The following is a 14,037-nucleotide window of genomic DNA, read 5'->3' on the forward strand; positions in this document are numbered from 1 at the left end:
TGACCATCGTTCGGACATATCCTGCCTGCGCGGCACCCTAGCAATATTCGGGCGCTTGGGCCACAGACCCTCCGCTATGCCCGGTGTACACGGGGCAGCCCGTCAGGCCACCAGCGCCACGATGACCGTCCCCCAAAGCGCTAACAGTACATTCCCTACGGCATAGGCCACACCATAGCCCAATGTCGGTACCGCGCTCTTCGCCGCCTCCTGCACCGCGGCCAATGCTGGCGTCGCGGTCGAAGCCCCGGCGCACACCCCAAGCATGACGCCCGGGTGCATCTTCAATAGTTTGTGCCCAACGAGTACGCCTACCAGCATTGGAATGCTCACAGTCAGCACACCTGCCAGCAGAAGCGAAAGCCCACTCGACTGCAGACCTTTCACGAAGTCCGGCCCGGCGTTTAGTCCCACGATGGCGACGAAACCGGTCAACCCGATGGATTCGAAGACCCACAGGGTGGGCCCCGGAATACGACCGAACAGGCGCGGTTGCACGGATCGCAGCCATCCACACACCAGCCCGCCCAGAAGTACTCCGACGCTCAGTGACAGGCCAATTTCGACGCCGCCAACGACCAGCGCCGGGACGCCGACGAGCGCACCGACCACAATGCCCAGCGAAACCAGGACCATGTCTGTCGCATTGGTGGCGCGGTCGGGCACACCGAGCGCTTCGACGACGGCGTCCACGTTGGATACACTGCCCACGAGCGTCACGACATCGCCACGATTGAGCACGGTCTCGGGGGAGACCAGCACCGGCGTGCCCGCCCGGGTAACGCGCAGCACGAATACGCCCCGCGCCCCCTGCTCGTGCGCCAAGTCACCAAGCCGACGGCCATCAATGGCCTTGGATGTGATCACCACATCCAGGGTTTCCGCCTCCACGTCCAGCAACTCGCGATCATCTATCTCGCGCACACCGGAACCTGGGCCTTCCATGCGCTCCACCAACAGGGTGCGCCGCGCAGTTACCCCCACGGCATCCCCCGCGCGCAGCACGGTGTCGGGCGTGGCGTTCGTCACGACGCCGTCGCGGCGCACACGCCCAAAGAAAAGTCGCTCCTCGCCCATGGCCGCTTCCAATTCGGCTATCGATGCACCCACCAGCGGCGAACCCTCCTTGATGGCGTATGCCCGAAACTCGAACTCCCGCCGCCCGGGAATGCCCTGTGGGGTGTTGCCTTGCATCTTGTCTTCAAGCTCACGGCATACCGCAGGCAAGTCCACGCCAAGGAGCTTCGGGGCGAGTTGACTAAGAATCCACGCAGCACCGATCACGCCCACCAGATAGGTGACAGCAAAGGCAACAGGGATCTGGTTGGTCAGGAGTTGTCGATCGGCGTCGGATAGCGCCAGCCTCGAGATGGCATCGCTCGCAGTGCCGATGGTGGCCGACTCGGTCAGCGACCCGGCTACCACACCGGCCGCGGTGCCGGCCTGGTAGCCGAAAAGCTTGCTCACAAAGAACGCCACCACGAGACCGGTCGTGGCCACGATGGCGGCCAGGAGCGCCTGTTGCAGGCCGTCGCTACGCAAGCCGCGAAAGAACTGCGGACCAGTGCGGAATCCGATGGAAAACAGGAAGAGCAAGAAGAAGCACTGCTTCACTTCTCCAGAGATCTTGAGCCCGAACTGGCCGACCAAGACCCCCGCGAGCAGCGTGCCGGTGACCGCGCCGAGCGTAAAGGTACCGATCTTGAGCTTTCCCAGCGCGTACCCCAGACCCAACACCAGGAAGAAGGTGACCTCTGGATGCTTATGAAGGACCTGCAGGAACCAGTCGAACGCTGTGCTCATCGGGAACTCCGTCGCATGGCTCAGGGCCGGTGCGCAAAGTAGAGCACAAACATTGCGCGATGTGCAATTTCAGGAAAGCGGGTTGGAGTCCGGAGAGGTCCCATCCGGATGGGCGACAGGGAACGCAACGTTCTTCTATGCCCACCGCACGTCAGTGTTCGTCTGAAAATGCTTAAACGCCCCATAAGTGGACAATAAGCTACTTGACCGTGGCGAGAAATTTCCTATTTTCAAAATCGGAGCACCGCAGCAGGACTCAGCCTTCCAGGCACCGTCTCGCGGTCCGCTCGTGAGTTCACTGCCCCGGGGCCATCTTCGCGTATCGCTACTACCATGAACGTTTTCCTGTTCCGCAAGGGAAACCGCGCGCTAATCGTACCCGCCAACAAAGATCTCATCGATTGCCCGCCAGCGGTGCGCCATTGGCTCGGTCCGCCCGAGTCCAATGTCCAAGGCGAGCTTACCGAGCATATGGCTATGCTCGGCTTGCAAGCGACACAGCTACTGACCCAATTGACGCAATACGGATTCTGCGCCCTCGACCTCGATGGCATAGTAGAGTTCTTTCCGGCCGCGCCGTCCGGCGCGGCAGCCCCCGCACGCGCCCTCGATGACATGCTGCGAAACCATTCCGTTCCTGAGCCAGGGACATAAGGCAGCACGCATCGGCAGCACGAATCCGAAGGAGCATGTACTTGACGTCTTCAACCCAAGCTGCCTTCGCGGCCGAACATCCCGGCGAAAACCAGTCGATTGCGGTGCCATCCTGCCTAAAGGGAGCTGGCGAGGCATGCGCGCTGGCTCGCGCGCTCGACTGGGGCAGAACGTCAATTGGACCGGTCGATGGCTGGTCGCAAGCGCTGCGATCAGCGGCGTCGCTGGTCTTGCACAATCATTCGCCGATGCTGCTTTGGTGGGGCGCCGATTTCGTTCAGATCTATAACGATGCCTACCGGCCTGTGCTGGGCGACAAGCACCCCCGGGCCATGGGCCAGCCTTTTCGCGATTGCTGGAGCGAAGTGTTTCACATCCTGGGACCAATGGCCGAACGGCCCTTCCGGGGTGGCCCAGCCTCTGTCAGCGACGATATTGCCGTGCTCATCGACCGCTCGGTGCCGCATGAGGAGACGCATTTTCGTCTTGCCTATAGCCCAGTTCCCGACGAAACCGTCGAATCGGGCATTGGAGGCGTACTGGCCACGGTGGAAGAAATATCCGAGCAGGTGTTCGCGAATCGGCAAATCCGCACACTGCGCGAGCTTGGGGCGCACAGTCCTGCGGATCTCCAGACCGCGGAGCAAGCTGGCGTCAGCGCGATCGCCGTGCTCAAGAAGAATCCCTGGGACGTCCCCTTCGCCCTACTCTATTTGTTCGATGGCCATGACAATGCTGCGCGCTTGGTGGCCAGTACAGGTCTGGGTGAATCCGCGCTTGCGGAACTGCCACCCGCAACCGCTACACCTGGAAATGCCCAAGGACAGGATCCATGGCAGTTGAAGCGTCTTGTTGCCGACCGGGACGTCCTTGTGATCCCTCAGTGGATGCCAGACGACGCGCTGCTCGCGCGTAGCCCATGGAATGAGCCCGTTCGCTCCGCTATCGTGCTGCCACTGGCCACCTCGGATCAATCCCGGATGTTGGGCGCACTGGTGTGCGGCCTGAGCCCTCACCGTGTTCTTAACGCTGACTATCGGACCTTCTTTGACCTGACGGCATCTCAGGTTGTCGCCGCCATTCGCGGCGCCCGCGCACTCGAGGAGGAGCGCAATCGGGCGGAGGCCCTGGCCACGATCGACCGCGCCAAGACTGTTTTCTTCTCCAACGTCAGCCACGAGTTTCGCACGCCCTTGACCCTTCTGCTCGGGCCGTTAGCAGACGTTTCCACTGATGCCACCCTGCCGGAGGCTGTGCGTGCGCAGCTTGCCCTGGCGCATCGCAATGCACTCAGACTACTGCGCCTCGTCAATACGCTCCTCGACTTCTCCCGCATCGAGGCTGGCCGTGCTCAGGCGACGTTTGAACCTACCGATCTGACGGCGTTGACGCAGGACCTCGCCAGTACGTTCCGCTCCCTCATCGAACGGGGCGGATTGGCCTACCGGGTCGATTGCGCGCCAATCGCCAAGCCCGCCCAGGTCGATCGGCAAATGTGGGAAAAGATTGTTCTCAACCTGCTTTCCAACGCGTTCAAGTATACGCTTCACGGCGAGATAAGCGTGCGCCTGTATGCATCGGAGGACGCGTACGTCATCCTGGAAATCCGGGACACGGGGTCTGGCATCCCCGAGAACGAGCTTCCCCATATCTTCGAGCGATTTCATCGCGTCGAGGGCACGCGCGGTCGCAGTCAGGAAGGCACGGGCATTGGCCTGTCACTGGTACAGGAACTGGTGCGGCTTCACGGCGGCGAGATAAGCGCGACCAGTACGCTCGGTGTTGGCACGACGATCACGGTCCGCATACCCATCCGCGCGGCGCTTGTCGGTGACGGACGTGCGGATTCGGACAGCCAGACCAGATTTGCGACAATCAACGCAGGGGTTTTTGTGGAAGAGGCGCTGCGCTGGATACCCGGGGGCCAGTCCAACACCGCGACGAGTCCTGCCGGTATCCTGCCGGACGCCGTGCCGGTAGTCGACGCCCCAAGGTACCAGCAAACCGACAAGCCACGCGTGTTGGTCGCGGACGATAACGCCGACATGCGAGCCTACCTCCAGAAGCTACTCGCCAGCAGTTTTTCCGTCGAGGTCGCCGAGAATGGCGTGACCGCACTCGAAGCCGCCACGCGGGAGCTGCCCGATCTTGTCGTCGCTGACATCATGATGCCCCGCCTCGATGGCATCGGGCTTGTCCGGGCCATGCGCGCCGACGAGCAACTGCTCGATGTGCCTGTGATTCTGCTGTCCGCACGCGCGGGCGAGGAGGCGCGCGTCGAAGGGCTGCAGTCCGGCGCGGACGACTACATGGTGAAACCATTTTCCGCTCGCGAGCTGATCGCGCGCATGGACTCGCTGCTCGAACTCAGGGCGTTGCGCCGCAGAAGCGATGAACGCTTCCGTGCGCTCATCAACGCATCCTCGGATGCAGTCTACGCGATGAATGCCGACTGGAGCGAAATGCGCTTTCTGGAAGGCAAGGATTTTGTGACCAGCACGGACAACGTCAGTGCGACATGGCTCGACTATTACGTACCACCCGAAGATCGCGACGACGTGCTGGCCCATATTAACGCCGCCATCCGCGACAAGAGCCCTTTCGAACTGGAGCACCACGTTCGACGCGTCGATGGCTCGACGGGTTGGACGCTTTCCCGTGCAATTCCCGTGCTCGACAAGCACGGCGAGATCGTCGAATGGTTCGGGATGGCGGTCGACATGACCGAGAGAAAGCGGGTGGAGGTCGTCCTGAAAGATACCGCTTCGTGGTTGACAGCGCAGAAGGAGGCGTTTCGAACAGCCGTGGACGATGCCCCGCTCACGGTTTCGCTTGGCATCCTATCGCGCGTCGTCACCGCTCAGGTAGATGGCGGGGCCGGGTGTGCATTCTATCTCGCCAATGCGGAGCAGACCGAGCTGCGGCAGGTCGTCGGCACATCCCAGGATGTCCCCAGCGATGCCGCGCGGTATCGCATTTCGGCCGACGCGCCTGCATGTGGACTCGCGGCGTATCAAGGCCGGCCGGTATTCGCAACCGAGCCAGCGGCTGCCCCCCACGAAGTGCGATCTTCCTGGTCCTTCCCCATTGAAACGTCGAGCGGAAAGGTGGTCGGCGCTTTCACCATCTATCCCACGGCATCGCGTGAGCCAGATCACCGTGAACGTGAGTTAGCCGCCCGGCTCGCACATTCGGCGGCCCTCATTATCGCGCGGTACCAACAAAGCGAGGAGCGCGCTCAAGTGACGGAGGCCTTGCGGATTGCCAACCGTCAGAAAGACGAGTTCCTGGCGATGCTGGCTCACGAGCTTCGAAATCCGCTCGCGCCGATCACTAATGCCAGCGAACTACTTGCCCGCACGCTGGCGGGTAGTACCGAGACGCGTCTGATCGACATGATCAAGCGACAGACGGCCCAACTGACCCGCCTCGTTGATGACCTGCTCGACGTTTCCCGTATCACTCAGGGCCACATCACCTTGCAGCGAGAGCCGCTTGATGTTGCAGTCGTCGTCGCGCAGAGCGTTGAAACCGTCGAGCCACGCCTGCGCCAGTTGCGGCACACGCTCACCGTCGAATCCACCAGTGGCGGCGAACGCCTGTATGTCGATGGAGATATGGCGCGCCTGGTGCAATGCGTGTCCAACATTCTCGCCAACGCCGTCAAGTACACAGACCCGGGCGGAACGATACACATCTGGACGCGGCCGGAGGGGGCGAACGTGGTCATCGGCGTCACCGACAACGGCTCCGGCATCGCGCCCGATTTGCTGGCGCATGTCTTCGACTTGTTTGTCCAGAGCGAACGCACGCTCGACCGTGCCCAGGGTGGCCTGGGAATCGGGCTCGCAGTGGTCAAGCGGCTCGTGGAAATGCACGGTGGCATGATTGCTGCCCACAGTGCGGGCGTGGGCCACGGTTCCGCATTCGAGATCAGACTGCCGCGCGTCTCGCCACCTCCCAGTCCGAAGCGAGATGCCGACGCCGACGTCGTTCACACGCGACGCGTGATGGTGGTCGACGATAACAGGGATGCGGCAGACTCACTGTCGACTCTATTGGCGCTGCAGGGCCATACGCTGGAGGTCGCCTACGACGCTGAGGAAGCCATTCGATGTGCCGCGACATTTCTTCCGGAAGTGGTGCTGCTAGATATCGGGTTGCCGGGCATGGATGGCTACGAACTTGCTCAGACGCTACGGAAAATGCCCCGACTGCAAGGTGTTTATCTTGTCGCGATCACCGGTTACGGTCAGCCGGAAGACTATCGACGTACACGAGACGCTGGTTTTGACGAGCATCTGGTCAAACCGGTCAACCCTGAGGCGCTCCAGCGTGCGCTTTCCGCGTCGCGCGCTGCCTAAGACGGTATCAGACATGTGAAGCGTGGGTGGCGAGTGATTGTCGGAGATTTTTATATCGGTCGAGAAATCTTTAACTTCTCGCCACGCCGGAAGATCTCCATGATGAAGTGCTGACCGCAATTTGCGGGCGCACCTGACGCCGTATGCTCGCCACCATGGACCAGATCATCCGTCATCCCGCCGTTCTCTTCGTCCTACTTCTCGTTCTGCTGACCGTGGCAACCGCCATCGGCGCACTGGTGCTACGCCGATTCCGGCCAATTCGCAGCGAGGGCCGTGACGATTTCAACATCATCCAGGGAGCAACTCTGACGCTTCTAGCACTGCTGATCGGATTCACGTTATCCATGGCCGTTGGGCGATACGACCAGCGCAAGAACCTCGAAGAGGAAGAAGCCAACGCCATTGGCACCGAATACCTGCGCGCGGATCTTGTTGAGGGCGCGGACGCCGACAAGGTAAAGGGGTTGCTGGTCCGGTATCTCGACCAACGCCTGCTCTTCTACCGCACACGCGATCGCGAGAAACTGAGCGAGATCGCGACGGCAACCGCCCGGCTCGAGGACGAGATGTGGGCCATCATGCGCGCCCATGCGCGTGATAAGCCCAACCCCATTACCGCCCTCGTGGTGGCCGGCATGAACGACGTCATCAACTCGCAGGGCTACGCCGAAGCCGCCTGGCTGAACAGGATTCCGGTGGCCGCCTGGTGCTTGATGCTCATTATTGCTTTCTTCAGTACCCTGATGCAGGGCTATGGCGCGCGCACGGAAACGTCGAAGGCGTTCTTGCTGTGCATCCTGCCGGTCACCGTCTCCCTGTCGCTAGCGTTGATCGCGGATATCGATAGCCCGCGTGGCGGCGTGATCCGCGTGGTTCCGCAAAATCTGATGAGTTTGGAGGCTTCGTTACGGCGATAGCAAAATAAAACCGAGTCGTCCGATTACTCGCAAGCCAAGCCCGACGCCACAACGAGACGATTTTTGGAACGCCCACGCAAGACATTAAAATTCAGTGCACCGGCCGAACGCTTCCGTAAGCCTTTTGCATTGTGTGCTCGTGCCGTAGCAACACGTCTATGCCTTGACCAAATGGCGGTTTTCGATTGACGTGAATGGACATCCCGTTTGGACAGAAAACGTGAGATCGTCCCAGAAAAGTGGGCTACGTCCGCAAGCGTGCTACAGTGACTGCATACACTCACAGAGCAAACACGCCCTATTGAACGAAGTCTCGCTTTGACGCGACTGAGGCCTGACAGATTAAAAGTGAGCTTGAGGCGTCGCCGGCAGCAAATGTGAGGATATCCGCCCACACGGCGTGTGGCCATTCTGGCTGACAAATACGGGGGCTGGCTGGTTGCTCGAGCAAAACGCCTCATTCGGCAGGGCAATCCCCTCTTGCTCTGCTCGCCCCACACTAAACACCGCGTGGGCTCCCCCATCCTTCCACAGAGTGCCTATGATTCGTCGCCATTCGTCGCCGCAAGTGAAGGTCGAGGAAAGTGTACAGACCAATTCGGCTGGCAACGACTCAGCATCCCCATGAACGAAGTTATCGCCAGGTCAGGCCGACGCAAGTCGAAAGTCAAGGTCCAGTCCGCTTCGACGCCGCTGGACCATGCCGCCGTTGCACGCCAGGACGCGGAGCGACAGCGCCAGATGCGTGCGCTGATTGCGCTTGGCCGAGAACGTGGCTACCTCACCCACGCCGACATCAACGATCACCTGCCTGGCAACTTTGCACAGACGGCGGCGATCGAGACCATCGTCAGTACGTTCAACGATATGGGGGTGTCGGTCTACGAACAAGCGCCGGACGCCGAAAGCTTGCTGTTGAATGACAACCGGCAAACTGTGGCATCCGACGACCACGCCAACGAAGAGGTCGAAGCCGCGCTCTCAACCGTTGACTCCGAGTTCGGCCGCACGACTGACCCGTTGCGCATGTACATGCGGGAGATGGGTGCAAGGACACTTCTGACCCGCGCCGGCGAAGTCGAGATCGCTAAACGCATAGAAAGCGGTCTGCAGGACATGATTCAGGCGATCGCCGCATGCCCTTCAGTCGTATCCATCATTCTTGCCGACGTGGACCGCATCGTTACCGGCGACCTGTGCATCGACGAACTGGTCGATGGCATCACCGATGACCTCGAAGAAAACGAAGTCTCGCCAGATGCTGAGGCAATGAAGGTCGAACCGGACATTGAAGCTTCAGACGAGGATTCGGATGACAAGGACAGCAATGAAACGGAGACTGCCGTTGACACGGAGAAAGCAACCGCTGCCCGCTTGGCGCAACTGACTGCTGACAGTCTCGTGATTTTCGAGCGCGTGCGTGCGCTATTCCAGCGTTTACCGGACATACCCACGACGGAGACGGCCAGTACTGAAGGGATCACTCGCACGCGTGCAGAGATCCAGCGCGAACTCGCGCCAATCCGTTTCACGGCCAAGACCATCGATCGCCTGTGTGCCAGCGTGCACGAACAGGTGACCGAGGTCCGTGCGATCGAGCGCAGCATCCTGGAAATTGCTGTCGAACGTTGCGACATGCCGCGAGAGGCATTTATCAAATCATTCCCGGGCTACGAAACTGACCTGGCATGGACCACACTTGCTGCCGGCGCTTCGCAGCAATATGGTGCGGCGCTCGAGCGGCATCTACCTGCCATCCAGATCAGCCAGCGCAGACTCATCGATATTGAGAAAAAGGCTGCGCTGTCGCTCCTTCAACTCAAACAGATTAACCGCCAGATGGGCGCCGCGGAATCGAAAATGCGCGAGGCCAAGCAGGCCATGATCGAGGCGAATCTCCGCCTCGTGATTTCGATTGCCAAGAAATACATGAACCGCGGCATGCAGTTCCTGGATCTGATCCAGGAAGGCAATATTGGCCTGATGAAGGCGGTGGACAAGTATGAATACCGCCGCGGCTGGAAGTTCTCGACTTATGCCACCTGGTGGGTCCGGCAGGCTGTCACTCGCGCGCTTGCCGATCAGGGCCGGACAATTCGGGTCCCCGTCCACATGTCCGTCGCGATCAACAAGCTGAACCGACTGTCGCATGAAATCTTGCAGCAGACTGGAACGAAGGCGGATACCATCATGCTCGCCCAACGCATGGAGATGTCCGAGCAGAAAGTGCGCGACATACTTGGGTTCGCAAAGCAGCCCATCTCGCTCGAGACACCTGTGGGAGACGAAGCCGACACAACGCTGGGCGACATGATCGAGGACGTGTCCTTGCATTCGCCGTCCGAGGTCGCAATCCACGCGGATTTGCGTGCGGAAATCGACGCCGCACTTAAAGAATTATCGCCGCGCGAGGCCCAAGTGATTCAGATGCGATTCGGAATTGATATGCCCTCTGCGCATACGCTGGAAGAAGTGGGCAAGAAAATTGGCGTCACGCGCGAACGGATCCGACAAATTGAGGCCATCGCCATGCGCAAGCTCAAGCATCCCAGTCGCTCAGCCACCTTGCGACTGTTTCTCGATCGCTGAGCAAGGGCAAGAACCTCAAGCGCATGTAGCGCGGTGACGCACCGTCGCGATATTTTTCGTAGAAGCCACTAGCGCGGAAAGTCCTCGTAATACGTCACAAGCGCGAACAGGCCAGAAAAGGCGTGTTGACACGCCTCGCAGACATATTCCTGGTGAATGGTTGTTGGCCCCACTGCGCAGGCGCCGTACGTAATACGTGTCGACTCACAGCGCGGGCACAGGATGGTTTGGGTAGCCATCACTCTCGCCTTCCATTGGTCTTCGTCGAGCATAGCGGTTTCGCTTAGTCGTGCGCTGAGCCGTGGTGGTGGCCAAGCAGTCGGCCGAGGCCAACTTCGACGTCACGATGGATGAGAATAGCTATCATCCTCGTCGCAAGCCGGCCGAGTCCATGCGGCAGCCGTCGACTGAGCTGGCGACAGCGCCTGATGCGCCAGCGATTGCAGTGTTGCGTCGCCAGCCGGGGCTTGTCTCTCGCCATGTTGCGTCGCATCCATGCCATTCACGCTGTCTTCCTCATCGGCCATTTAGAGAACGATGGTGGTTGCAGTAGGCAAGCCACTGGGTTCAAGCGGCTGAAGAATCTGTCATTGCAGATCCATCATCACGTCAACGACGCGTCTGCCGAAGTCCAGAGCGGCCTGTTCCGCCGCTTCTCGCGTGAAGTAATCATACTTTTCGCGATCGCCGCCACCGTAATCCATCTCCGCTGATGGAAATCGACCCCGGCCGATGCCAACGATATAACTCCATTTCGGTCCGGGCGCGGAGCCAGCAGGTTCTGGCGCGAGCTTGAAAGCGAAGGCATGCACAAACATACCGCGATGACATTGGGACGTCCATCGGACGGCGTCTCTCATTTTTGTCTCCCGCAATGGTCCGTTGTGCAACAGCGGTACTCAGTCCGCGCTCGACGCGAGCTCCGCAGTTTCTTCGCATCATACCGTGATGCAAACGTTCAAATTTCGTCCGAATGGCTACCGATTCGTACATCGGCAAATTCCAACGACCAGACAGTCACTCATTTGAGTTACGTCATCACAGTCCGTTTGGATGATTCCGACACAGGTCGTCGTTCGATATAGTCATTCCACGGACGGGTTAGCCCCGCGCCACCCGTCTAGTTCTGTTCTACCAACCCGCCGCATGGCGGGTTCTTTTTTGCCTTGCTAATGCCCGCCGGCGGCTTGCTGAGTATTGCCACGAGATGCACAGCGGCATCTCTCTCCGATGTGCCTGAATAGCCATTCGGGAGCGAAGTCCATAGAGACGGCCCGGTGACCAGCCGTTTGCGATCGTCGGTTTGTGGCGCGCATGACCGACGGTTCTATCCCCTTTACGACGCCCACGCTGAATGTCGACAGCCCTCCGCTGATTCGCCAGTTCCACACATCGGCAGATAAGACGCGTAGCCTAGTCCTGTTACCTCGGGGCGAGTGGGACGAGGCTTAGCTGGAAACTCGGCGCGCGCACTTTCCTTTCCTTTTCCCTACCGAATCGTTGTGCAATGCCCCGATGAAAAGGCCCCTTCCACAGCGACCGCAGGAACGGGCGTTCAGCAATCGCAGCGGGCCTGGACTCGCTAATCTGCAACGAGCCCTGCATCTGACCAAGGAGGCGACCTGGTCAAATCGCCCCTTCGCCCTGCCCGGCCCGGCTCAGGACAAGCATTCCGCGGTGTCTCGCACATCGCTGCGCGCGCCGTCGGTGAAGCCATCGCGCGAGCTGATGCGACCGCCATCCGTGTAAGGATCGGGCTTGCGCAGCCCGTCTCGGTACGGATCAAAGCCACGGACCGCGCACACAGAACGGCCCTGTTGCGCGACCACGGGCAACATGGTGGCGTCGGTGATCGGGCGATGCGCACCGTCGCTAAAGACGTCGCGCTGACCGTTGTGTCCCGAAGCGCCAACGATCAGCGCGTCAGCAAATGCACCGGCGTGGGCAGTCTGGCTGAGCCCGGGGGCAAATACGACAGCGGCAAGCAGGGTCTTGGCAAGAATCTTAAGCATTGCAATCTCCAACAGGGGTGTCGACGGCGTTGCCGCGACGACCTTCCTCGTGCAGGCGATCAGCTTCTGAACGGCACGAATCGCACGAGATCGCCTCTGCCGTGCAAGCCGTTTGCGCAGGCGCGCGCTGGCTGCCATCCCATCGTGGCCGCAGCATCGCGCCGAACTTCTGGATCAGGGGATAACGGGTACCGATACCCCGTGTTGCTAGCGTGTTAAGTCAGGCCGCTCTGATGTTCTGATTTACGCGGAACAAGTTGGCCGGATCGTATTTGCGCTTGATCTCCGCCAGTCGCCCATAGTTGTCGCGATAGGACGCCTTCACGTTGTCATTGCCCTCATCCATCATCATGTTGATGTAGCCACCGCCAGCAGAGTGCGGATGCAGCGCCAACCAGTAGTCCTTCGCCCACTGCACGATGCGATCATTGTTGGCTGGATCGGGATCTACGCCGACAATCACGCTGGCAAAGTTGGCATCGCGGTAGCTGAAGGCCGTTTCGTCGCATCCGGCGCGATGCGCTGCGCCATTGATCGGATACAGATGCATGGTCGAGTGCATCGAAGGCAATTGCTGCCCGTACTTGATGTGCAGATCAATGGCCTGGTCGCTTAGGTCGCTGACAAAGTCAGCTTTCCAGTACCACTGCAAGCCCGCCGGATACAGCCCATCGAACAGGCTCTGTAAGGCTGGCCAGGGGATTGGCCCGGCAAAGTCCACAGCTGACGGCATGGCCTCGCGAATTGGACGGAAATGCGTTTCGGCCTGATCGAGTGGGCCGGTGTAGCACCACACGACGGCGCACATCTTCTGCAGGTGGACTTCATCCGGGAAGGGCGCTGCGGGCGGTACTGTGACGAAACCAAACCAGCCATTGATGTCCTGCGGCGCGCTCAGGATGAAGTCCCGCCACCATTTCATCAGCTCGCGTGCCTGCTCCATCGGCCAAAGCATCGGTCCGCCATAGACGGTGGAAACGGGATGCGCCTTGAACTCAAACGACGTCACCACGCCGAAGTTGCCACCGCCGCCTCGCAACGCCCAGAACAGATCGGCGTTTTGGTCTTCGCTCGCGGTAACGATGCGCCCGTCCGCCAGCACAACCTCGGCACTGAGCAGATTGTCGATCGTCAGGCCGTAGGCGCGGCTGAGGTAGCCGATGCCGCCGCCGAGGGTCAGTCCGCCCACGCCAGTGGTCGAGATGAAGCCACTCGGTGTCGTCATCCCATAGGCACTGGCAGCGTGGTCCACATCGCCCCAGGTGCAGCCACCGCCAACCCGCAGCGTCTTACGCTGGGCATCGACAAACACACTCTTCATGGGCGACAGGTCGATTACCAGTCCGCCGTCGCATGTGCCGAGCCCGGCCCCATTGTGCGCTCCCCCACGCACGGCCAGCAGCATCCCGCCGTCGCGTGCGGCGTTCACCGCCGCGACGACGTCCGAAACATCGACGCAGCGCGCGATGATCGCGGGGCGCTTGTCGATCATTCCGTTGTACACGGCACGTGCCTGATCGTAAGCCGCGTCGCCCGGCTGAATCAGTTGTCCCCGAAAATGCACTTTCAGTGCGGTTGCGACGGGTTCGCTCAACGAAGCTTCCATGGTTGCCTCCTGTCCGGCTGTATGCAGGAGTTTTAGCAACCTCGGCGTTTCGAAAGCGTTAGGTGAACCGTTACATGGGGGATTCCGCC

8 protein-coding genes are annotated in these 14,037 nt (G+C 60.4%); 4 read left to right on the forward strand and 4 right to left on the reverse strand.

Annotated features, from left to right (window positions below; all coding sequences use genetic code 11):
* Positions 1–102 precede the first annotated feature (102 nt).
* Positions 103–1,803, reverse strand: a complete 1,701-nt coding sequence (aspT, locus tag CYJ10_RS16555; protein WP_101682584.1) for an aspartate-alanine antiporter — start codon at positions 1,801–1,803, stop codon at positions 103–105.
* A gap of 333 nt (positions 1,804–2,136) precedes the next feature.
* Between aspT and CYJ10_RS33785 the strand changes: the two genes are divergently transcribed.
* From CYJ10_RS33785 to rpoD, 4 genes are all read left to right on the forward strand, one after another.
* Positions 2,137–2,457 (forward strand): hypothetical protein, encoded by a 321-nt coding sequence (locus tag CYJ10_RS33785; RefSeq protein ID WP_146002057.1) that lies wholly within the window; start codon positions 2,137–2,139, stop codon positions 2,455–2,457.
* Between the two features lie 41 nt (positions 2,458–2,498).
* Positions 2,499–6,821, forward strand: a complete 4,323-nt coding sequence (locus CYJ10_RS16565) for an ATP-binding protein (protein ID WP_180862960.1) — start codon at positions 2,499–2,501, stop codon at positions 6,819–6,821.
* Positions 6,822–6,976: 155 nt separating this feature from the next.
* Positions 6,977–7,741 (forward strand): bestrophin-like domain, encoded by a 765-nt coding sequence (locus CYJ10_RS16570; protein ID WP_101682709.1) that lies wholly within the window; start codon positions 6,977–6,979, stop codon positions 7,739–7,741.
* Between the two features lie 624 nt (positions 7,742–8,365).
* Positions 8,366–10,330: an RNA polymerase sigma factor RpoD gene (gene rpoD, locus CYJ10_RS16575; RefSeq protein WP_101682587.1), complete on the forward strand. Its 1,965-nt coding sequence runs from the start codon at positions 8,366–8,368 to the stop codon at positions 10,328–10,330.
* Between the two features lie 587 nt (positions 10,331–10,917).
* Here the strand turns inward: rpoD and CYJ10_RS33790 are convergent.
* From CYJ10_RS33790 to CYJ10_RS16590, 3 genes are all read right to left on the reverse strand, one after another.
* Positions 10,918–11,190, reverse strand: coding sequence for a hypothetical protein (locus CYJ10_RS33790; protein ID WP_146002058.1), 273 nt, complete (start codon positions 11,188–11,190; stop codon positions 10,918–10,920).
* Between the two features lie 798 nt (positions 11,191–11,988).
* Positions 11,989–12,342, reverse strand: a complete 354-nt coding sequence (locus tag CYJ10_RS16585) for a hypothetical protein (RefSeq protein ID WP_101682589.1) — start codon at positions 12,340–12,342, stop codon at positions 11,989–11,991.
* A gap of 220 nt (positions 12,343–12,562) precedes the next feature.
* Positions 12,563–13,948, reverse strand: a complete 1,386-nt coding sequence (locus tag CYJ10_RS16590; protein ID WP_101682590.1) for an FAD-binding oxidoreductase — start codon at positions 13,946–13,948, stop codon at positions 12,563–12,565.
* Between the last annotated feature and the right edge of the window lie 89 nt (positions 13,949–14,037).

It is taken from the genome of Cupriavidus pauculus, assembly GCF_002858765.1.
Taxonomy (GTDB): domain Bacteria; phylum Pseudomonadota; class Gammaproteobacteria; order Burkholderiales; family Burkholderiaceae; genus Cupriavidus; species Cupriavidus pauculus_B.

Excerpts from the sequence above, each read along its gene's own strand:
- CYJ10_RS16590 (WP_101682590.1), bottom strand. The coding sequence starts at position 13,948 with ATGGAAGCTTCGTTGAGCGAACCCGTCGCAACCGCACTGAAAGTGCAT.
- aspT (WP_101682584.1), bottom strand. The coding sequence starts at position 1,803 with ATGAGCACAGCGTTCGACTGGTTCCTGCAGGTCCTTCATAAGCATCCA.
- CYJ10_RS33785 (WP_146002057.1), top strand. The coding sequence starts at position 2,137 with ATGAACGTTTTCCTGTTCCGCAAGGGAAACCGCGCGCTAATCGTACCC.
- CYJ10_RS33790 (WP_146002058.1), bottom strand. The coding sequence starts at position 11,190 with ATGAGAGACGCCGTCCGATGGACGTCCCAATGTCATCGCGGTATGTTT.
- CYJ10_RS16585 (WP_101682589.1), bottom strand. The coding sequence starts at position 12,342 with ATGCTTAAGATTCTTGCCAAGACCCTGCTTGCCGCTGTCGTATTTGCC.
- rpoD (WP_101682587.1), top strand. The coding sequence starts at position 8,366 with ATGAACGAAGTTATCGCCAGGTCAGGCCGACGCAAGTCGAAAGTCAAG.
- CYJ10_RS16570 (WP_101682709.1), top strand. The coding sequence starts at position 6,977 with ATGGACCAGATCATCCGTCATCCCGCCGTTCTCTTCGTCCTACTTCTC.